Source organism: Devosia submarina (assembly GCF_003056345.1).
In the GTDB taxonomy this organism is placed as follows: domain Bacteria; phylum Pseudomonadota; class Alphaproteobacteria; order Rhizobiales; family Devosiaceae; genus Devosia; species Devosia submarina.
Genome location: NZ_PYWB01000004.1, coordinates 30,329 through 50,616, shown reverse-complemented (window position 1 = coordinate 50,616; position 20,288 = coordinate 30,329). Strand labels below are relative to the sequence as shown.

General features: G+C 61.2%; 21 protein-coding genes. 7 read left to right on the top strand and 14 right to left on the bottom strand.

All coding sequences use genetic code 11. The annotated features are described in order from the left end of the window. Positions 1 to 270: 270 nt before the first annotated feature. The 6 genes from leuB to argC form a co-directional block, all read right to left on the bottom strand. Positions 271 to 1,371: a 3-isopropylmalate dehydrogenase gene (gene leuB, locus DDE77_RS06630; protein ID WP_108396675.1), complete on the bottom strand. Its 1,101-nt coding sequence runs from the start codon at positions 1,369 to 1,371 to the stop codon at positions 271 to 273. A gap of 75 nt (positions 1,372 to 1,446) precedes the next feature. Then, positions 1,447 to 2,076 carry a CPBP family glutamic-type intramembrane protease gene (locus DDE77_RS06625; protein WP_108396674.1) on the bottom strand — a complete coding sequence of 210 codons (630 nt, stop codon included), beginning with the start codon at positions 2,074 to 2,076 and terminating at the stop codon, positions 1,447 to 1,449. 6 nt (positions 2,077 to 2,082) lie between these two features. Beyond that, on the bottom strand, positions 2,083 to 2,472 hold the full coding sequence (locus DDE77_RS06620) for a RidA family protein (RefSeq protein WP_108396673.1): 390 nt from the start codon (positions 2,470 to 2,472) through the stop codon (positions 2,083 to 2,085). Between the two features lie 6 nt (positions 2,473 to 2,478). Continuing rightward, on the bottom strand, positions 2,479 to 2,904 hold the full coding sequence (locus tag DDE77_RS06615; protein WP_108396672.1) for a GNAT family N-acetyltransferase: 426 nt from the start codon (positions 2,902 to 2,904) through the stop codon (positions 2,479 to 2,481). Positions 2,905 to 2,912: 8 nt separating this feature from the next. Continuing rightward, positions 2,913 to 3,518: a 3-isopropylmalate dehydratase small subunit gene (gene leuD, locus DDE77_RS06610; RefSeq protein ID WP_108396671.1), complete on the bottom strand. Its 606-nt coding sequence runs from the start codon at positions 3,516 to 3,518 to the stop codon at positions 2,913 to 2,915. A gap of 209 nt (positions 3,519 to 3,727) precedes the next feature. Beyond that, positions 3,728 to 4,678, bottom strand: coding sequence for an N-acetyl-gamma-glutamyl-phosphate reductase (gene argC, locus DDE77_RS06605; protein ID WP_108396670.1), 951 nt, complete (start codon positions 4,676 to 4,678; stop codon positions 3,728 to 3,730). Positions 4,679 to 4,813: 135 nt separating this feature from the next. On the opposite strand from argC, the gene deoD reads away from it, so the two are divergent. The 4 genes from deoD to DDE77_RS06585 all read left to right on the top strand — a co-directional run bounded on the left by deoD (position 4,814) and on the right by DDE77_RS06585 (position 8,328). Continuing rightward, positions 4,814 to 5,524 carry a purine-nucleoside phosphorylase gene (gene deoD / locus DDE77_RS06600; protein ID WP_108396669.1) on the top strand — a complete coding sequence of 237 codons (711 nt, stop codon included), beginning with the start codon at positions 4,814 to 4,816 and terminating at the stop codon, positions 5,522 to 5,524. A gap of 257 nt (positions 5,525 to 5,781) precedes the next feature. Next, positions 5,782 to 7,140: a hypothetical protein gene (locus tag DDE77_RS06595; protein ID WP_108396668.1), complete on the top strand. Its 1,359-nt coding sequence runs from the start codon at positions 5,782 to 5,784 to the stop codon at positions 7,138 to 7,140. Beyond that, the gene (locus DDE77_RS06590) at positions 7,137 to 7,949 is read left to right on the top strand and encodes a COG3904 family protein (RefSeq protein WP_245895114.1); all 813 of its coding nucleotides are present in this window, start codon (positions 7,137 to 7,139) and stop codon (positions 7,947 to 7,949) included. The genes DDE77_RS06595 and DDE77_RS06590 overlap by 4 nt, the downstream gene beginning before the upstream one ends. An 88-nt stretch (positions 7,950 to 8,037) precedes the next feature. Next, a complete protein-coding gene (locus DDE77_RS06585) occupies positions 8,038 to 8,328 on the top strand; it encodes a hypothetical protein (RefSeq protein WP_108396667.1) in 291 nt (96 codons plus the stop codon). 220 nt (positions 8,329 to 8,548) lie between these two features. Here DDE77_RS06585 and DDE77_RS06580 read toward each other — a convergent pair whose 3' ends face one another. Next, positions 8,549 to 9,736, bottom strand: a complete 1,188-nt coding sequence (locus DDE77_RS06580; RefSeq protein ID WP_108396666.1) for a GGDEF domain-containing protein — start codon at positions 9,734 to 9,736, stop codon at positions 8,549 to 8,551. Positions 9,737 to 9,812: 76 nt separating this feature from the next. Next, on the bottom strand, positions 9,813 to 10,820 hold the full coding sequence (locus DDE77_RS06575; RefSeq protein WP_108396665.1) for an LLM class flavin-dependent oxidoreductase: 1,008 nt from the start codon (positions 10,818 to 10,820) through the stop codon (positions 9,813 to 9,815). Positions 10,821 to 11,010: 190 nt separating this feature from the next. On the opposite strand from DDE77_RS06575, the gene DDE77_RS06570 reads away from it, so the two are divergent. Together DDE77_RS06570 and DDE77_RS06565 are read left to right on the top strand one after the other, a co-directional pair. Next, positions 11,011 to 11,607, top strand: a complete 597-nt coding sequence (locus DDE77_RS06570; RefSeq protein ID WP_157959699.1) for an acyloxyacyl hydrolase — start codon at positions 11,011 to 11,013, stop codon at positions 11,605 to 11,607. A gap of 107 nt (positions 11,608 to 11,714) precedes the next feature. Beyond that, entirely contained in the window at positions 11,715 to 12,275 is a 561-nt protein-coding gene (locus tag DDE77_RS06565; protein WP_108396663.1) for a hypothetical protein, read from the top strand. 117 nt (positions 12,276 to 12,392) lie between these two features. Here the strand turns inward: DDE77_RS06565 and DDE77_RS06560 are convergent, their stop codons facing one another. Further along, positions 12,393 to 13,583 carry a BaiN/RdsA family NAD(P)/FAD-dependent oxidoreductase gene (locus DDE77_RS06560; protein ID WP_108396662.1) on the bottom strand — a complete coding sequence of 397 codons (1,191 nt, stop codon included), beginning with the start codon at positions 13,581 to 13,583 and terminating at the stop codon, positions 12,393 to 12,395. A 341-nt stretch (positions 13,584 to 13,924) separates the two neighbouring features. On the opposite strand from DDE77_RS06560, the gene DDE77_RS06555 reads away from it, so the two are divergent. Next, positions 13,925 to 14,965, top strand: coding sequence for an aspartate-semialdehyde dehydrogenase (locus DDE77_RS06555; RefSeq protein WP_108396933.1), 1,041 nt, complete (start codon positions 13,925 to 13,927; stop codon positions 14,963 to 14,965). A 111-nt stretch (positions 14,966 to 15,076) separates the two neighbouring features. Here DDE77_RS06555 and DDE77_RS06550 read toward each other — a convergent pair whose 3' ends face one another. From DDE77_RS06550 to DDE77_RS06530, 5 genes are all read right to left on the bottom strand, one after another. Next, the gene (locus DDE77_RS06550; RefSeq protein WP_108396661.1) at positions 15,077 to 15,502 is read right to left on the bottom strand and encodes a F0F1 ATP synthase subunit epsilon; all 426 of its coding nucleotides are present in this window, start codon (positions 15,500 to 15,502) and stop codon (positions 15,077 to 15,079) included. An 86-nt stretch (positions 15,503 to 15,588) separates the two neighbouring features. Next, the gene (gene atpD / locus DDE77_RS06545; RefSeq protein ID WP_108396660.1) at positions 15,589 to 17,028 is read right to left on the bottom strand and encodes a F0F1 ATP synthase subunit beta; all 1,440 of its coding nucleotides are present in this window, start codon (positions 17,026 to 17,028) and stop codon (positions 15,589 to 15,591) included. 21 nt (positions 17,029 to 17,049) lie between these two features. Further along, complete coding sequence (locus DDE77_RS06540) at positions 17,050 to 17,937, bottom strand: F0F1 ATP synthase subunit gamma (RefSeq protein ID WP_108396659.1); 888 nt, start codon at positions 17,935 to 17,937, stop codon at positions 17,050 to 17,052. A gap of 22 nt (positions 17,938 to 17,959) precedes the next feature. Beyond that, positions 17,960 to 19,495 carry a F0F1 ATP synthase subunit alpha gene (atpA, locus tag DDE77_RS06535; protein WP_108396658.1) on the bottom strand — a complete coding sequence of 512 codons (1,536 nt, stop codon included), beginning with the start codon at positions 19,493 to 19,495 and terminating at the stop codon, positions 17,960 to 17,962. Next, the gene (locus DDE77_RS06530) at positions 19,495 to 20,055 is read right to left on the bottom strand and encodes a F0F1 ATP synthase subunit delta (RefSeq protein WP_108396657.1); all 561 of its coding nucleotides are present in this window, start codon (positions 20,053 to 20,055) and stop codon (positions 19,495 to 19,497) included. Before DDE77_RS06530 ends, atpA begins: the two co-directional genes overlap by 1 nt. Positions 20,056 to 20,288: the final 233 nt, after the last annotated feature.

Here is a 20,288-nt window from a genome sequence, read left to right as displayed (position 1 = left end):
CAATCTCGAGCTGGGCCCCGGCTCAAGGCCGGAGTGACATTGTGGGTGGGAACCGTGCTGTGCCACATACTCAATGCGGCACCTCCCCCTAGAGGGGGGAGGGCGGGAGGGGGTGCGAGAGCGCGGATATCAGGAACAGTTCCCACCGTTGATCAAGCCGAAGGCATAGCTCTCAGGGCCTTGTCCGCTCAGATAGCTCCACAGGAGCTACTTGCCTTTCAGGTCGCTCCCAAGCCGCGCAAGGGGGAGGTGCCAACTGCCAAATTTCGCTTACGCCTTCAACTTCGCCAAGATCGCCGCGCCCATTTCTTCCGTGCCCACCGTGCGGCGATTGTCCTGCGCGATATCGCTCGTGCGCAGCCCTTCGCTCAGCACAGCCGAGATGGCGTTCTCGATATTGGTCGCGAGCTCGATCATCCCAAACGAATAGCGCAGGGCCATTGCCACGCTCGCGATCATCGCAATCGGATTGGCAATGCCTTGGCCTGCAATGTCAGGTGCCGAGCCATGCACGGGCTCATAGAACGCCTTGCGCTTGCCCGTTACCGGATCGGGCGCGCCGAGCGACGCCGATGGGAGCATACCGAGCGATCCCGTCAGCATGGCCGCAACGTCGGACAGGATATCGCCGAACAAATTATCGGTGACCATCACGTCGAACTGCTTGGGGTTGCGCACCAGCTGCATGGCGGCGTTGTCGGCGAGGATATGGTGCAGTTCCACGTCCGGATAGTCCTTGCCGACCCCCTTGACCACTTCGTCCCAGAGCACGCCCGACTTCATCACATTTTTCTTGTCGGCCGAATGCACCTTGTTGTTGCGGGTGCGCGCGAGGTCGAAGGCTACACGGGCAATGCGGTCGATTTCATAGGTCTCGTAGACCTGGGTATCGATGGCGCGCTTTTCGCCGTTTTCGAGATCCGTGATCGTCTTGGGCTCGCCGAAATAAACGCCGCCCGTCAGTTCGCGCACGATGAGGATATCAAGGCCTTCCACCAGTTCGCGTTTGAGCGAAGAGGCGTCGGCAAGCGCGGGATAGCAGATGGCGGGGCGCAGGTTTGCAAACACAGCCAGTTCCTTGCGCAGGCGCAGGAGCGCGGCTTCGGGGCGGTGCTCATAGGGAACATTGTCCCACTTCGGACCGCCCACGGCACCAAAGATCACCGCATCGGCGGCCTTGGCCTTGGCCACATCCTCGTCGGTGATCGCAACCTGGTGCTTGTCATAGGCCGAACCGCCGGCCAGGCCCGTATCGGTCGAAAAATCGGTCAGCTGTTCGGAATTGGTCCACCGGATCAGCTTTTCCACCTCGACCATGATTTCGGTGCCGATGCCGTCGCCGGGAAGAAGAAACAGGGAATGGGTGGCCATGGGGATCCTTGCCGTACTGCTGGTTACGCCTGGAGCGGCACATAGCTCCAACTTGCCGCGCTGCGCAAGCCGGCTTTAGCCTAAAGCGTTCCGATCCAGCAAAAGCCAGAGCAGCAGGATATCGGTAAGCGTATGGGCAATGGCGGTCCAGAATACCGAACCCGTGCGCCAGGCGAGGGCGCTCCAGAAGAGCGTCAGCACCGCCATCACGCTGGCCAGAAAAGGCCAGTCTGCTCCTGTGGCATAAAGAACGGGAAGCTGAGCCGCGCTACAAAGGAGCCAGCCCAACCACAGGCCAATAGGCGGCTGTTGGGGGAAGACGCGAAGAAAGCCGCCGCGCCAGGCGATCTCCTCCAAGGGCGCCACAAGCAGGGCGATCATGGCCGCCAGCATGGCGCTTTGGGTGGTCAGAACAGCTGTGTTGGGCACAAAAAGAAGCAGCGTGACCAACCCCAATTGCCCGAGCAGCGCCAGGACGATCCACCATTGGCGCCAATGAAGGCGCTCGCTGAACAGCGCGCCCCGTCCACGCCAGACATGAAAGGCAATCACCGGCAGGCAAAACAGCAAGGCCTGCAGCAGGAGGGCAAAGATGGGGCCTGCGGCAGCGCCGAAGGCCCGGGTCAGATGCGGTGTCGCAACGGCAAGGCCGGCAATGCAGGCAAGAGCATGCAGCACAAGCGCGACTTGCCGGCGATTGGGCATGTTCGGTTAACTGGTCGCGGCGCCGATGCGGGCGGTGACTTCGATCTCGATCTTCATGCCAGGCTCGATCATCTGCACGATCAGCATGGAGGCGGCGGGACGGATATCCTTGAACACGGGACCTACGGCTTTCACCACGGCATCCACGTCGTTGCGATCGCCCACATAATAAACCACGCGCACCGTGTCCTGGATGGACGATCCGGCTTGCTTGAGCGCCTTGTCGATGGTTGCCAAGGCATTGCTGGCCTGCTGGCCCACATCGTCGGGCATGGTCATGGTGGCATAGTCATAGCCCGTCGTACCCGAGACATAGACAGTGTCTTCGTGCCGCACGGCGCGGGAATAGCCGAAGGTCGTCTCGAAGGGCGAGCCTGTGGAAACGCGTTGGACCATGATCGATCAACTCAAGGGTTTGTGGAGGAAAAAGCGGCTGAACCCGGGCGGGTAGTCCTGGATTTCGCCGAACACGGAATAGCCGAGCTTTTGGTAGAAGCCGGGCGCCTGAAAGGTGAAGGTATCGAGCCAGATGCCGGTGCAGCCATGTTCGCGCGCCACATCCTCGGCCCGCTCCATCAGCTGTCGCCCAATGCCTGTGCCGCGCAAATGCTCGGGCACAAACAGCAGTTCAACGAACATCCGGCTATAGCCGATGCGCGCCGTCAGCCCGCCAATGGAGGCTCTCGTATCGGGATCCCTGAGCGCCAGCGCGATGTTTCGGGGCGGGCCGAACTGGCTCGCCGTTTGTCGGGAATTAAAGGAGATCAGCCCTTCCAGAATGGCCGCACGCGTCTCAGCCTGCGGTTCGGGCTCGAAGACGATCTCCATCGATGTCCTCAGAGCCAGGGCCGTTCGGCGGCCATCTTGTTTTCGAACGAGGAAATGGAGGGGTCGGACTTCAGCGTTCCGGCGATGTCGTCTAGCCCTTCGAGCAGGATCTGCTTGCGCGAGGGATCGATGTCGAAATGCAGCGTGCCGCCATCGGGACCCTGGATGGTCTGCGCCTCGAGATCGATTGTCAGCGTGGCATTGGAGCCGCGCTCGGCATCATCCAGCAGCAGCTTGAGCTGCTCGGGGCTGACCACAAGCGGCAGGATGCCGTTCTTGAAGCAATTGTTGTAGAAAATGTCGGCAAAGCTCGTCGAGATCACGCAGCGAATGCCGAAATCGAGCAGCGCCCAAGGCGCGTGCTCGCGCGAGGAGCCGCAGCCGAAATTGTCGCCGGCCACGATGATCTGCGCATTGCGGTAGCCCGGCTTGTTGAGCACGAATTCCGGGTTTTCCGTGCCGTCCTCATTGTAGCGCATTTCCGAAAACAGCGCGGTGCCCAGGCCCGTGCGCTTGATCGTCTTCAGATATTGCTTGGGGATGATCATATCGGTGTCGATATTGATGATCGGCAGGGGCGCCGCTACCCCGGTCAGGGTGGTGAATTTTTCCATAGGGAGAAAACCTCGCTTTGCCCTGGGTCTTTGCCTAAAGCGAAGCCGTGGTCAAGCCTGAACCGTACTCAAGGGTACGCCTCACGCAAGATTTCGTGCCTAGTGGGGATTATGACCTAATCTCTCCACTCCCCCTGGCCAGCACCTCCCCCTCGACGGGGGAGGTTGGGAGGGGGTGCCGAGAGCCCCGATATCAGGGCCCACCACCCCTACACCGCCAGGCTCTCGCGCGCATCAACCCCCAGCATCAGATTGAGGTTCTGCACCGCCGCGCCCGAGGCGCCCTTGCCCAGATTGTCGTAGACCGCTGCCAGCACCACTTGCCCACGCTCGTCATTGCCAAACACATGAAGCTGCATGCGATTGGTGTTGTTGTAGCTCTGGGGATCAAGCAGCGGCGTCTTGGCGATGTCCTCAAGCGGCGCCACCTGGACAAAGCTGTCCTTAATCCCGGCATAATGGTCAGCGATCGCGGCATGGATGTCGCGCGCCTTGGGCGCCGATGCCAGCTGGCCCAGCTGCAGCGGCACGAACGTTGTCATGCCCTGGGCGAAATCGCCCACGGTTGGCACAAAGAGCGGCGCGTGCGACAGGCCCGTATAAACCGTCATTTCGGGCAAATGCTTGTGGTTGAAGCTCAGGGCATAGGGCATGAAATGGCTCGCTGACGCGCCCGCCGCCTCGTATTCGGCAATCATCTGCTTGCCGCCGCCCGTATACCCCGAAATTCCATGGTAGGTGACGGGGAAATCGGCCGGCAGCAGCCCTGCTGCGATGAGTGGACGCAACGTTGCGATCAGCCCCTGCGGCCAGCAGCCTGGATTGGCCACAAAGCGTGCCTTGCTGATGGTTTCGGCCTGGCCGCGATCCATCTCGGCAAAGCCATAGGCCCATTGGGGATCGACGCGAAAGGCGGTGGAGGCATCGATCACCCGCGTCGTGCCGTTCTCGATCAGGGCGACGCTTTCGCGCGCCGCATCATCGGGCAGGCAGAGGATCGCCACATCGGCTTCATTCAGCAGCCGCTTGCGCTCGCCCTGATCCTTGCGCTTGTCGGGGGCAATCGAGAGCACTTCGAGATCGCGCCGGTTTTCGAGGCGCTCGCGGATTTGCAGGCCCGTGGTTCCGGCTTCCCCGTCGATGAAAATCTTGGCGACCATGGCGTGCTCCTCGTGTTCGGCAGTCTAGATGGACTTCGTCTGCCAAGAGGTCAAGACATGGGCCGCCCGGTGGTTGCAGTGCCCAAGGCGCAATGGCAATGATCGGGTCTGGACCAAAGCAACAAGGACGCCGCCATGACCCCCCACAACCATGCCAAGCCGGGTGATTATGCCGAAGCGGTGCTCCTGCCCGGTGATCCCTTGCGCGCCCAGTGGATTGCGGAAAACTTCCTCGAAGGGCCCCGATTGGTCAATTCGGTGCGCAATTGCTTGGGCTTTACCGGCATTTGGAAGGGCCAGCGCGTTTCGGTGCAGGCGACCGGCATGGGCCAGCCCTCGCTGGGCATCTATGTGCATGAGCTCATAAATGTTTATGGCCTCAAGCGGCTGATCCGCGTCGGCACCTGCGGCGGGCTCAATCCGTGGGTCAAGGTGCGCGATTTGATCCTGGCGCAAGGCGCCTCGACCGACTCCAGCATCGTCAAGGACCGTTTCGGCGCCTACCAGTTCGCTCCCCTGGCCGACTGGGCCCTGCTGCGTTCCGCTGCGGACAAGGCCAAAGCCAAAGCCATGCGCTTTCACGCCGGCAACATACTGAGCTCGGACATTTTCTACCACGGCGATTGGGAAGCGGCCTATGGCAAGCTGATGGCCCATGGTGTCCTAGGCGTCGAAATGGAAGCCGCCGTGCTTTATACGCTCGCCGCCCGCTTCGGCGTCCAGGCTCTGGCCATCTGCACTATGACCGATTGCCTTGTCACGGGCGAGGAGATCGACGCCGAGCAGCGGCAGAGTTCACTTGGGGACATGGTGGAACTGGCGCTCGATGTGGCGGTGGAGGGATAGGACCACCTCCCTCAGTAGACCTCATCCTGAGCCTGTCGAAGGACGAGGTCGTGGCACCATTGATGAGCCCGACCTCGTGGTTCGACAAGCTCACCATGAGGTCTGCGGGGGACATATGCCCCAACCCCACCACCAATCGTCACCCTCGGGCTCGACCCGAGGGCTCTGCGCTTCCTCTCCAAACCCCACCATAAAATCCGCCACCGTTCTGCCGGGATCATTGTGTTAAGCTCCCCTGCGCAACAGGGGCCCCATCGATGCAGCTCAAGCCGAATGCTTATCGCCTCAACGAAACCGTCCGGGGCGTCGAGACGATGACCCGCTTCGCCCTGGCCGTCCTGGCCCTGGCGTCGGGTGTTTACACTTATCTTGGGGTGCGCGGACTTCTGGATGGCTCGGCCACCTTTGTGTTTTTCGCCGCCATCATCTATTCGGCCGCCGTGTCGGTGGCGATCTATGCCTTTTGGAGTTTCATGCTCCGCTTCGTGCCACTGGTGACTTCGGGCGTGCAGCGCATGGCCCTGTTTCTAACCATGGCGATCGGCTGCGCCATGATCATGGCGATGAGCTCCTGGCTCAATGCAGCGGCACTGGCCGGCTCCGCCGCCACCGAGCAGCACATGGCCGTGACGCTCCAGGGCTATGCCGAAGACCTCGACAATGCCCATGCCAATGCGCTCGCCGCCCAGTCCCTGCTGCCCGACGTGCAGCGTGCAGCAGAGCGGTTCTCGGGCCTTGCCGCCGATGAGCGGGAGTCGGGGGCTCTCACCGGCACCACTGGCTCGGGGAGCGTAGTGCAGCTGCTCACCCAGATGGGCGCGCAGATGAACCAGCTGGCGGCAACCATCACCGGATCGCGCGAGGAAGTGGCTGGATTGTTTGAGCAGGGGTCGGCGCGCCTTGCCACCATGCGCGAACTGGTATCCACCCCAGGCGCCATTGAGCCGCGCGCCGACAGTTTCCAGGCCGAGGCGGTGCAGCTGACCGCCGTGATCGCCGCGCTCCAGCAAACCGGGGTTGCCGCATCGGTCAAGCGCGCCGCGGCCGATTTGTCTGCCGGGTTCATTGCGCCGGTGGCCGATGGGCAGGTCGGCGATCTCGCCCTGCGGCAGAACCAGGTCATGGATACGGTGCGCAATTCCGTTGCCGCCCAATCGGCAGCGCTTTCCGCCGCCGCCGACGAAATCCTTGCGACCCCGCCCGTGGAGCAGCGCCGCTTCGTGCCCCTGTCCAGCGCCGAAGCCGTTCTGCGCTATTGGCAGGATTTCATCCCGAGCTGGGCCGGCGCCATTTCCATTGATCTCCTGCCTGTTGTTTTGGTGCTGGTCCTTATGATCGTCAACGACGCAATGCGCCGTGACTCGGAATCCCTCGAGGAAGCCGAAAACATCACCGCCGCCGAAATGCTGCGCGCCATGGCAATCTACCGGCAGATGGAAGCCGCAGGCATCGATGTGGCCACCGGCAAACCCAAGCCGCTGACGGAGCCTGAGTTCCAGCCGCAGCCCGAGCCCAATGAGGCGCCCGCGGCAGCGGAAAATGTTGCTGAAGAGGCCACGGTGACCCCGATCGATGCGGCGCAGCGCAAGCGCACCGATGGGCCACGCCCGGCATGACCATTGCGGCAAACAACCAGACCCGAGACCGAGACCCCTTTTACCGCCGTGCCGTTCAATGGGCGGGCAGTCTTGAAGACGGCGCCATTCTGCGGGTGGCGTTTTTCGGGCTGCTGCTGGGAACGATATCGGTTCTGTATGTCGATTACCGCGAACTGACGGCCAATCAAGGCGCAGCCCTCGCCGCGCCCATGCAGCCCATCCTGCCGCCGGCCATCGATGGCCCTGCCCAAGGCCCCATGCCCGAGATCACCACCAGCCCGGACCTCCTCGACAATCCGCTTGAGATCGCCCTTGGCGCAGGCGGTCAGCTCACCCTTGTCGGCACGATCGATCCGGGAGCTGGGGAACGTTTTGCAGCAGAGATTGAGGCGCGGGGCGAATACGTGCAGAGTGTGGTTCTCGATTCGCCTGGAGGATCGGTAGTGGATGCGCTGGCTATCGGCCGTTTGATCCATGAAAAGGGCCTTGCCACCAAGGTCGCTGCCGGCTCCCTCTGTGCCTCCTCCTGCCCCATTGTTTTTGCCTCGGGCAAGAGCCGGATCGCCAGCCCCGAGGCCGCGATCGGCGTCCATCAGATCTATGCCGCAGCGCTCAGCGGCGACCCGCAGGACGCCCTGCGTGTTGCCGGGTCCGCCATGGCCGATGCCCAAAGCACCACGGCCGAGATCATCGCTCATCTGACGGAAACAGGCGTTGACCCAGCACTGTGGCTTCATGCGCTGCAAACGCCGCCAAACCAGCTTTATTATTTCACCGCCACCGAAATGGAGGACCTCAGGCTCGTTACTGAACTTACACAGGATTAATTATTGACGCGATGGAACCGGTGGAGGATCGGCGCCGTTAGCGTTGGTTAGAAGCTGCGAAAAGCAGTTATTTGGAGGGGAGGCCAATATGACGATCATGCAAACTCTGACGCGCCACCGTGATATCCAGAATTGGGTCAGCACGCGCCGTGGAACACCGGCGATTTCGCGGATTCGCAACCGCTTCGGTCAGGAACGCGCTCAGCTCAAGCTCAAGTTTGACCAGGTCCGCAAGACACCCCATGCCGGCCTTGACGACGGCTTGAGCCCTTGCTCCTGGACGGCCTGGCTTGCCGAGCTCGACCGTCAGCAATTGGCCCTCAAGGTCGACCCAGCGGCTGACGAATTCGAATTCGTGGAGCGCGGCCAGGCGAACTAAAGGTCGGCGTGCCGTAAATCTGTGGGAGCCCGGCCGCAACAATTCGTTTGCGCCATTACAATTCCACCCGCAATCGGCTCCCCCGGACTTGATCCGGGGGTCTTTCGCCACTTGCGCCAGATCGACACTGACCCAAGGATCAAGGTTGCGGGAAGCGATAGTGGTTTGATCAGGCACGGGCGCTCTTTCTCGCCCCAAGGGGTAGCCCCCGAAGCGAGCCTTAAGACCCCCGCGATCCCATCCGTCGCCCCGGCACTCCGCCATCCGCAACCACACTGACCTGGTCACGACCCTTCTTCTTGGCATCATACAGCGCCAAATCCGCCCGCCGCATGGCGCTCCCCAGCGTCTCGCCCTCGGCCAGCTCCACCACGCCAAAGCTTGCACTTAGTCCCGGCACGCCCAGGCATGGTCCCTTTGCCGAGAAAGCCGTTCGCACCGCCTCGGCATAGAGCCGCGCCGCGGGGAGATTTGCGCCGGGCACAAACACGGCAAACTCCTCGCCCCCCGTCCGGCCCACCACCATGCGCTTGTCGGCATTGTCCATCAGGATGCCGGCAAAGGCGGCAATCACCTCGTCACCATGGGCATGGCCAAGAGTATCGTTGATGCGCTTGAAGCGATCAAGATCGGCCATCACCAAGGCACTTGGAACTCCGGCGCGGCGAGCCTCCACAAGCGCGCGTTCGCTATGGTCCTCGAAGCCCCGACGGTTCCACAGGCCCGAGAGCTTGTCGGTTTCCGAGCGGATGGTCAGTACAGCCAATTCGTCCCGTACCATGATCAACAGCATCAGCACGCCATTGGCGATCAGCAAAAACGCCGTCAGCATCTGCGAATAAGCGCCATAAAGGCTGTGGAGGTAGTTGTCGGGCGTAGCACCGCCCAGGCTCACCACCATGAAGGGCTTGGCAACAAATTGCAGGCCGCTGATCACGAAAAACACCAGCAGTGTCACGTCCATAGGGCCCCGCCGTCCGGAACGGAACACGATGGCAGCTCCCAAAAGATGGACAGCAAAATAGGGTAGCTGGTAAACCATGGCCCGCTCGAATGACGCGCTCGAGGCTTGATCCATCATCGCGGCATTAAGAGCAACCGACACCAGCCCCAGCGCCCCTATCGTCTTCCAGGGCACCTGCTTGTTGTAGTGGCAGGCTAGCCCCACCACACAGGCCAGAAAAGCGCCAAGCGCCACGGCAAACACAACCAGGGTCAGCAGGCGCGGATCGCTCTGCCCGGGCAGGACCAGCTCAAGCCCGGCATTCACGATGCCCAGGCCATAGGCGATGGCCAGCCAGCGGGCGCCAATGGCCTCGCGACTGTGCCAGGCTACGGCGCCGAACGCCGCCGCAAACAGGCCCGCCACAAAGATATTGATGGCCAGAACGAAGCCAGCAGCGCTCACGAAACCGAACTCAAATACCGAAGATCGGTCTATTTAGCCCATGAGCCAGAAACGAGATGTTAATGCCGGCTCCAAATCAGCGCGGCGATAGATCAAATGCCTTGGCGAGAAGCTCATAGGAGCGCCGGCGCAGCTCATAGCTGTGCACCGTAGTGGTGATCATCACCTCGTTGGCACCGCAGGCCTCTGCCTTTTCGCCAATAGTCTGGGCCATGCGCTCGGGGCTGCCCACCAGCCATAGGCTCGATTGGTGCTCGATGATCTGCTGCTGCTGGGGCGTCAACTGGTGCTCCATGGCCTTTTCGGGCGAGGTCAGCTGGCGCTGTTCCCCGCTTACAAAGCGCGCCCAGTTCACCGCCTGGGAGATGCTCAGATACTCGGCCTCTTCATCGGTCGGCGCACAGATCACCGAGAGGCACAAAATAGTGCGCGGCTCGGGGAAATCTTCCGAAGGCTCGAACGACTCGCGATAAGCAGCAAAGGCCGGTGCGGCAGGGGTATGGCTGAAATGGGCGGCAAAGGCATAGCCGAACCCCAACTGGCCCGCCGCGTGCGCGCTGTTGCCCGATGAACCCAGGAGCCATTTGGGCGGCAGGCGGATGCCGCCGGGCGAGACAGGCACGCGCGAAAAGGGATGCTCGGGCGGAAAGCCGTCCTCGTCAAACGCCATGAGCTCGGCCAGATAGGTGGAAAACTCCTCGCCACCACCGCTGCGCAGGGCGCGCATGGCATAGCCATCGCCACCCGGCGCACGGCCCAGCCCCAGGTCGATCCGGCCGGGATGCAGCGCTTCCAGCGTGCGATAAGCCTCGGCAATGCGCAGCGGCGCATGGTTGAGCAGCATGACGCCGCCTGAGCCGATGCGCAGCTCCCTGGTATGGGCTGCGGCGCTGCCGATCAGGATCTCGGGCACAGACGAGGCGATGGAGGGCATGCCATGATGTTCGGCATACCACAGGCGCGTATAGCCAAGCTTTTCAGCCGCCTGCGCCAAAAGGATCGTTTCGTGCATCGCTTCGGGCGTCGATGTGCCTTCGGCGATGGGAGCAAGATCCTGCAGGGAAAGGGCGAAGGGAGCGGCCATGGGTAAACTCGGATGGTGATCTGTGCTCGAGCTTTTATCGGCGAAATACGATGAAAGCGAGGCCGTTCTGCAAGCAGGCGTGGCCTGCCCGTCACATCGGGCGCCGGAGGAGCGGCCGCAGCGCCCAAGTGCATTGACTTGCCCACGCGACTTCGGCTTCTAGTAGATTGTCCCGTCCGGAGGATTGCCTTTGTTGTTGCGTGTTGCCGTTTGTGCCCTGGGTCTTGTTGCTGCCGCTGCCATCCCGGCTAATGCGCAGAGCCTCACCTCGCCGCAGCCCTTTGCCGACATTGTCGATGAAATCCGCATCGGCATCCACGCCCATGACGTGAGCTACACCGCCCTGCCGTTCAAGGTGGGCGATTGGGATTTGAGCCAGGTCGAGGATTTCTCCTTTGACGTGCTGTTCACCTCGCCCGATCTCGATGCCTTCCGCTGGATCGGCGCCCCGCGCCCCGATCTTGGCGTCACGGTCAATCTCGATGGGCAGGACAGCATGGCCCATCTGGGCCTCACCTGGCAGCTGCCGGTGTTCGATACGCCCTTCTACCTCGAAGGCACCTTTGGCGGCGCCATCCACAATGGCTATTTGACCAATTCGCCCGATCCGTCGCGGCGCGCCAATTTCGGCTGCCGCGTCAATTTCTACGAGCGCTTCGGCGTGGGCGCAAATCTGAGTGAGTCCATGACGGCGACACTCACCTATGAGCACACTTCCAACAATGGCTGGTGCGACGCCAATCAGGGCCTGAGCAATTTCGGCCTGCGTCTGGGGTGGAAATTCTAGCGCTAAGGCGGTCTCAACGTTAACAGTCTGTTAGCGTCAATTTAGTTAAAATCTTGCAGATCGGGCATAACATCGCCCCATTAGGGCCATCAAGAAAGGTGGCCTTCATGGTGCGATCCCTGTTCAGGCTGGCCCTGATCCTGCTGCTGGCCGGCGCCACAGCGCCCGCTTTTGCACAGTTCAACCTCCTTCCCGAGATCCGCGCCGGCATCACTGCCCGCGGCGTTGATGTCGATGGCGACCTGCTCGATCCCGAGCGGATCGGCAACGCCAATGTGGAATTATTGTTTGCCGCACCGGACCTTAACGCCTGGACCGTGATTGGCGAGTTGCGCCCGCATCTGGGCGCTACGGTCAGCTTCCGCGACCAGCCATCCTATGGCTATGCCGGCCTGAGCTGGACCTTCCAGGCACCTATCCTGCCCGTCTTTGTTGAAGCGAGCCTTGGTGGAGTGGCGCACACCTCGCTGGTCTCCGCTCCCCAAGACGATCCCTCCCGCAATTTCGGCTGTGGTTTTGGCCTGCGCGCAGCCGGCAGCGTGGGTCTTAACCTGCCCCTTGGCACCTCCCTGATCGCCACGGTGGAACACCTCCCCGATTTCGGCGCCTGCGGCACGCCAGAGCGGGCCAATACCAATGTCGGCGTCCGGCTGGGCTGGCGGTTCTAAGGACCTCCCGGTCTGAATATGCCCACCAGTAGACCTCATCCTGAGCCTGTCGAAGGACGAGGTCGTGCCCTGACCCGCGCAGTCCAAAATCTCAAGCTTTTACGTTGCCTTACCAGCTCAGGCAGCTTGGCCCGCTGCCCAGCCCGAGGCCCAGGCCCACTGGAAATTATAGCCGCCCAGCCAGCCCGTGACATCGACCACTTCGCCCACAAAGAACAGTCCTGGCACGTTCCGCGCTGCCAGCGTCTTGGCATCAAGGTCACGGGTATCAACACCCCCAAGCGTCACTTCGGCGGTTCGGTAGCCTTCCGAACCCACGGGTTTCAGCGTCCACCCCTTGAGCGTGGCTTCCACGGCCGCCAGCTTTTTGTCCGAGAAATCCCCAATCATGCCCGGCAGGTTAAGATCCTCCCCTAGAAGCTGCGCAAGCTTCTTGGGCAGGAATGCACCCAGGGCCGTTTGCACTTGTACCTTGGGCGTGGCCTTACGCACGGCGCGCAATGCTTCGGCGGCGTCGCGCCCGGGCAGAAGATCAATCGCGATGGCATCGCCTTCGCGCCAATAGGAGGATATTTGCAAGATTGCTGGACCGGACAGACCACGATGGGTGAACAGCAAGGCTTCCTCGAAGGCTGTCTTGCCGTGGCGAACCACTGCATCGGTCGCAATGCCAGCCAATTCCTTGAGCCGCTCGAGGGCACGGGTTTCAAAGGTCAGCGGCACCAGCGCGGGGCGGGTTTCGGTCACGCGCAGGCCAAACTGCGCCGCCAATTGATAGCCCAGGCCCGAGGCACCCATCTTGGGGATGGATTTACCGCCCGTCGCCACAACAAGGCTGTCGCAGGTGATGGACGAGGTGGACAGCTCAACGGAAAACCCCGTGTCATCCTTGCTGACGCGCTCGACGGCGGTTTCCAGCACCAGGGTAACCCCAGCCTGGCGCATTTCACCCAATAGCATGGTGTTGATCTGCGTTGCCGGGCCGTCGCAAAAGAGTTGGCCCAGAGTCTTTTCATGGTAGCGAATGCCGTGGCGCTGCACCATGGCGACAAACATCTCGGGCGTGTAGCGGCTGAGGGCAGAAAGGGCAAAACGGGGATTATCGCTCAAAAAGCGATCCCGCCCCTTGTCGTGCGTGGCATGAATATTGGTGAAATTGCAGCGTCCACCGCCCGAAATGCGGATCTTTTCGCCAGCGAACTTGGCATGGTCGACGACGAGAACGGACCGGCCGCGCTTGCCCGCTTCAATGGCCGCCATCATGCCAGCGGCACCGGCGCCGAGCACCACGACATCATAATGGGGCATAAATCTTCCTGATCCTTTTCGAGAAGTGGACGGTCTAGTCGAAGCGAGCAGGCATGCCAAGCCATTGCTCTTTTATGTGAGCATTGACTAATTCCTATATCGGAGTATGACTTCGCCTGCTTTTACCTGAGCAGTCACACATGCGCAGCCCTATGCCTATCGCGAAAACCGCAACTGTTCGGCCCCTGGCCGACAGCATGGCTGCGCTTATGACCAAAACCACAAAAACCACCTGACGCTTTTCCCCGGGTCGACTCCCCGACGGGGAGAGGCGAAATCGGAATGGCCGTGATCAGTTGATCGCGCGGGGCGGCAAGGTTACGGGACTGGAGTTCCAACAAATGGGTTATCGCGTCGCTGTCGTAGGTGCCACGGGCAATGTGGGCCGTGAAGTTCTCAATATCTTGGCGGAACGCAAGTTTCCGGCCGACGAGGTGATCGCGCTGGCGTCGTCCAAGTCGACAGGGCGCGAGATTTCCTACGGCGACAAGATCCTCAAGTGCAAGAACCTCGATGATTTTGACTTTGCAGGCGTGGATTTCGCCATCATGTCGGCCGGCTCAAGCGTGAGCAAGGATCTGGCACCTCGGATCGGTGCGTCAGGCTGCATTGTCATCGATAACTCCAGCTATTGGCGCTATAATTCCGACATTCCGCTGATCGTGCCGGAAGTGAACGGCCATGTGCTCGACCGCTGGCTGGCTGACCCGAAGCGCAGCAACATCATCGCCAATCCCAATTGCTCCACCGCGCAGCTGGTGGTTGCGCTCAAGCCCCTGCATGACTTTGCCAAGATCAAGCGCGTTGTGGTCTCGACTTACCAATCGGTGTCCGGTGCCGGCAAGGAAGGCATAGACGAGCTCTGGAACCAGACCAAGGGCATCTTCGTCAATGACAGCGCAACGCCTGGTAAGTTCACCAAGCAGATCGCCTTCAACGTCATTCCGCATATCGATGTGTTCATGGAAGACGGCTACACCAAGGAAGAATGGAAGGTGCTGGCCGAAACCAAGAAGATCCTCGATCCCAAGATCAAGGTGACCTGCACCGCCGTGCGCGTTCCCGTGTTCGTGGGGCATTCGGAAGCCGTCAACATCGAGTTCGAGAATCCCATCACCGCCGACGAAGCGCGTGACGTCCTGCGCGAGGCGCCCGGCATCTCGGTGCTCGACAAGCGCGAGGCTGGTGGGTACGCCACGCCGGTTGAAACGGTGGGTGAATACGACACCTACGTGTCTCGCATCCGCGAGGACAACACAGTCGAAAATGGCCTCGCCATGTGGGTTGTTTCGGACAATCTGCGCAAGGGCGCTGCGCTGAACACGATTCAGATCGCCGAAGAGCTGATCGCGCGTGGCCTCAAGGCTCGCCTGGCGGCTTGATAGGTTGGTTGGGGCGGATTATTCAGCCGCCCCTTCTTTCTCGCCAAGACAAACTAAAACAAAAGGCCCGCGTTCAACGCGGGCCTTTTCGTATGCTGTTCAGCTAGATACCTAGTGGATATGAGTGCCGTTGATCTGGCCGGCTTCGGCGGCAAGATTGAGCAACCCGCTGACGACTTCCTGCGCAAAGGTGCGCTCTTCCGGGGATGCTGCCGCTGCCAGCTCGGCTTCGGCAGACTTGATCTGCGTGGTCAGGCCGGCATGGTCGAATTCGGAGAAGGGTACGGATTCTTCGGCCAGGATGGTTAGGCCTTCAGGCGAAACGTCGGCAAAGCCGCCCTTCACGAAGTAAACCTCGTTGGTGCCGCCGGTGCCGTTCACAGTGATGAAGCCGGAACGCAGGGTCGTCATGAACGGCGCATGGTCCTGCATGACGGTGAAATAGCCCTCTGTGCCGGGCACGGTAACGGACTGGACGACTTCGGACAGCACCAGCCGCTCGGGCGATACGATCTCGATCTTGAGGCCTTCAGCCATTCTCTTGGTCCTTTGGCAGTGGAGCCCGGTTTGACCCGAGCTCCATTACAACGACAGGGTAGGGGCTTAACTGCCCCGAACCGTTCTTAGGCGGCCTGTGCAGCCAGCTTCTGGGCCTTCTTGACGGCATCTTCGATGGTGCCGACCATGTAGAAGGCAGCTTCGGGCAGGTGGTCATACTCGCCGTTCACCAGGCCCTTGAAGCCCTTGATGGTGTCTTCGAGCTGAACGAACACGCCGGGCGAGCCGGTGAACACTTCAGCCACGTCGAAAGGCTGGCTCATGAAGCGCTCGATCTTGCGGGCGCGGGCCACGGTCAGCTTGTCTTCTTCGGACAATTCGTCCATGCCCAGAATCGCGATGATATCCTGGAGAGCCTTGTACTTCTGGAGCACTTCCTGCACGCGGCGGGCGGTGTCGTAGTGTTCCTGGCCAACAACGCTGGCATCAAGAATACGCGAGTTGGACGCCAGCGGGTCCACGGCCGGGTAGATGCCCTTTTCCGAAATCGCGCGGTTCAGCACGGTTGTTGCGTCCAAGTGGGCGAACGAGGTAGCCGGTGCCGGGTCGGTCAAGTCGTCGGCCGGCACATAAACGGCCTGCACGGAGGTAATCGAACCCTTGGTGGTGGTGGTGATGCGTTCCTGCATCGCGCCCATATCGGTCGCCAGCGTCGGCTGGTAACCCACAGCGGAAGGAATACGACCCAGCAGAGCCGACATTTCAGCGCCAGCCTGGGTGAAGCGGAAGATGTTGTCCACAAAGAACAGCACGTCCTGACCTTGGTCGCGGAAGTTCTCGGCGACGGTCAAGCCGGTCAGTGCCACGCGGGCACGGGCCCCTGGGGGCTCGTTCATCTGGCCGAACACAAGGGCGCACTTGGAACCAGCAGCCGAGCCACCGTTCTCGTGCGGGTCCTTGTTCACGCCCGATTCGATCATTTCGTGGTAGAGGTCGTTGCCTTCGCGGGTGCGTTCACCAACGCCTGCGAACACCGAATAACCACCGTGCGCCTTGGCGACGTTGTTGATCAGTTCCTGGATCAGAACGGTCTTGCCCACGCCGGCGCCACCGAAGAGGCCGATCTTGCCGCCACGAGCGTAAGGCGCGATCAGGTCCACGACCTTGATGCCGGTAACCAGCACCTGCGATTCAGGGGATTGCTCGACGAAAGCAGGGGCCTCCTGGTGGATGCCGCGACGATCGACTTCGCCGATTGGGCCGGCTTCATCGATGGGCTCGCCGATCACGTTCATGATACGGCCCAGGGTTGCGTCACCAACTGGAACCGAGATGGCGTTGCCGGTGTCGACCACTTCGGCGCCGCGCACGAGGCCTTCGGTGGTGTCCATGGCGATGGTGCGCACGGTGTTTTCACCCAAATGCTGCGCCACTTCCAGCACCAGGCGCTGGCCGTTGTTGTTGGTTTCCAGAGCGTTCAGGATTGCGGGCAGGTGACCGTCAAACGTGACGTCGACGACGGCGCCGATGACCTGCGAAACGCGACCGGCCTTGATGTCTGCCATTTGTTCGTCCTCGCTTGTGCGTTAGAGCGCTTCCGCGCCCGAGATAATTTCGATGAGTTCTTTGGTGATCTGGGCCTGGCGCTGGCGGTTGTAGCTCAACTGCAGCTTGCCGATCATTTCACCAGCATTACGGGTGGCGTTGTCCATGGCGGACATCTGAGCGCCGTAGAACGACGCCGAGTTTTCCAGCAAGGCGCGCAGCACCTGAACCGAGATGTTGCGCGGCAGCAGATCTTCAACGATCGCTTCTTCGCTGGGCTCGTATTCGTAGGGCACTGTCGAGCCAGTAGCGACGCCTTCACCCTCAACCCTGTCGAGCTTGGCAGGAATGATCTGCTGGGCTGTTGGCACCTGGCTGATCACCGAGCCGAACTTGGCGAAGTAGAGCGTGGCAATGTCGAACTCGCCGGCGTTGAACATGGCCAGCACCTTGTCCGCAACCTGTTGGGCCTGGGTAAACCCGACCTGCTTGACGTCGCGGAAGTTGAAGGTGTCCACGATCAGATCTGGATATTGGCGGCGCAGAATGTCGTGACCCTTGCGGCCCACAGTCAGGATCTTGACCGTTTTGCCCTGCCCAATGAGCTTGGCCGCATGGTCGCGCGCAAGACGGGCGATCGAGGAGTTGAAACCGCCAGCTAGGCCACGCTCGCCAGTGGCAACGACCAGCAGATGAACCTGGTCCTGGCCAGTGCCGGCCAGCAGCTTGGGAGCATCGGTCTGGCCTTCATAGACCGCGCCGAGCGAAGAAAGAACCCGGCCCATGCGTTCGGCATACGGGCGGGCAGCCTCCGCTGCTTCCTGGGCGCGACGGAGCTTGGCCGCCGCGACCATCTGCATGGCCTTGGTGATCTTCTGAGTCGATTTGACCGAGTCGATCCGGTTCTTGAGGTCCTTTAGCGAAGGCATGGGCCCGTCGTCTCCTTAGGCCTTAAGCCGCGTAGGTCTTCTTGATATCGTCCAGAGCCGACTTGAGCTTGGCGCGAGTGTCGTCGCTGAGCTGCTTTTCGGTGGCAATGGTGTTCAGCAGCGCGGCGTGCTTGCCACGCAGGGCCGAAAGTACCGTGCGCTCGAAATCAGCGACCTTGGAAACCGGAAGCGAGTCCAGATAGCCATTGGCGCCAGCAAAGATCACGGCAACCTGTTCTTCCGTCTTGAGTGGGGAGAACTGGGGCTGCTTGAGCAGCTCGGTCAAGCGGGCACCACGGTTAAGGAGGCGCTGGGTCGAGGCATCGAGGTCCGAACCGAATTGGGCAAATGCTGCCATTTCGCGGTACTGCGACAGCTCACCCTTGAGCGAACCGGCAACCTGCTTCATCGCCTTGATCTGGGCCGAACCACCCACGCGGGAAACCGACAGACCAACGTTCACGGCCGGGCGGATACCCTGGAAGAAGAGGTTGGTTTCAAGGAAGATCTGGCCGTCGGTGATCGAGATCACGTTGGTCGGGATATAGGCCGATACGTCGTTTGCCTGCGTTTCGATAACGGGCAGGGCAGTGAGCGAGCCCAGGCCATGGTTCTCGTTGAGCTTTGCAGCGCGCTCCAGCAGGCGGCTGTGGAGGTAGAACACGTCGCCAGGATAGGCTTCGCGACCTGGCGGACGACGCAGCAGCAGGGACATCTGGCGGTAGGCAACGGCCTGCTTGGTCAGATCGTCATAGGCGATAACAGCGTGCTGGCCATTGTCGCGGAACCATTCGCCGATCGCGCAGCCGGTGAAGGGCGCGATGTACTGCAGCGGAGCCGGATCCGAAGCGGTTGCCGCGATCACGATCGAATAGGGCAGTGCACCCGATTCTTCGAGCTGACGCACGAACTGAGCAACGGTGGAGCGCTTCTGGCCAATCGCGACATAGATGCAGTAGAGCTTGTCGGTGTCCGATGCGCCAGCATCATGAGCGGGCTTCTGGTTAAGGAAGGTGTCCAGGATAATGGCGGACTTGCCAGTCTGGCGGTCGCCAATGATCAGTTCGCGCTGGCCGCGGCCGATCGGGATCAGCGCGTCGATGGCCTTGAGGCCGGTGGACATCGGTTCATGCACGGACTTGCGCGGCAGAATGCCAGGTGCCTTGACGTCGACGCGGCGGCGTTCGGTGTGCTCGATCGGACCCTTGCCATCGATCGGGTTACCCAGGCCATCGACCACGCGGCCGAGCAGGCCCTTACCGACGGGGGTATCCACAATGGAACCAGTGCGCTTGACGACGTCGCCTTCACGGATGGAGCGGTCGTTGCCGAAGATCACGACGCCGACATTGTCGACTTCGAGGTTGAGCGCCATGCCCTTGATGCCGCCGGGGAACTCCACGAGCTCACCAGCCTGCACATTGTCCAAGCCATAAACGCGGGCAATACCGTCACCGACGGAAAGCACCTGACCAACTTCGGAAACCTGGGCTTCCTGGCCGAAATTCTTGATCTGGTCCTTGAGGATCGCAGAAATTTCCGCGGCTTTGATGTCCATTATCCGACCTCTTTCATGGCGATCTTCATCGCAGCGAGTTTTGTCTTGAGTGAGCTATCGATCATCTGCGAGCCGACCTTCACCTGAAGGCCGCCAATCAGGGATGGATCGACGAATTGGTTCAGCGTCACGGTCTTGCCAATCTTGGCGCGGAGCGTTTCGGTGAGGGAATTGACCTGCTCGCCCGTCAGGGGCGCTGCAGATGTAACGTCAGCCGTGACTTCGCCGCGAGCCTTGGCAGCCAGTTCGCGGAAGCCAACAATGATGGCATCAAGCGCAAACAGGCGGCCGTTCTTGGCAACGAGGCGGAGGAAGTTGGCAACGTAGGGATTGGTGTTGGACCGAACCAGCACGGCATCAAGCGCCTGAGCCTTCTCGTCCGCGGTAATCACCGGAGAGCGCAGGAAGCGAGCAAAGTCAGCGCTTTCCCCGATCAAGCGGGACACATCGGAGAGCGATGTTTCGACCGAAGCCATCTGATTCTCGCTCTGGGCGAGATCAAACAGTGCCGACGCATATGGCCGGGCGATGTGGGAAAGCACTGAATTCTGCGCTGCCAATGCCGCTACACCCTCTTATTTGCCTGCCTGCTCATCCGGTTTTCCCTTGGGAAAAACGGCTGGCTGCCGACGCTTGTTCTTGTGTTGGGAAAGAGGACGTTCTACGGCCCCTTCAAAGTCGGGCCCGCTCTAGCACAAGCCTTGCGGCGCTTGCAAGGCTCGCACGTCATATTGGCGGCTAGCGAAAGTGTCGCAGGTGCCCCGCACACTGCCAGTAGCGGAACGCTCGAGCG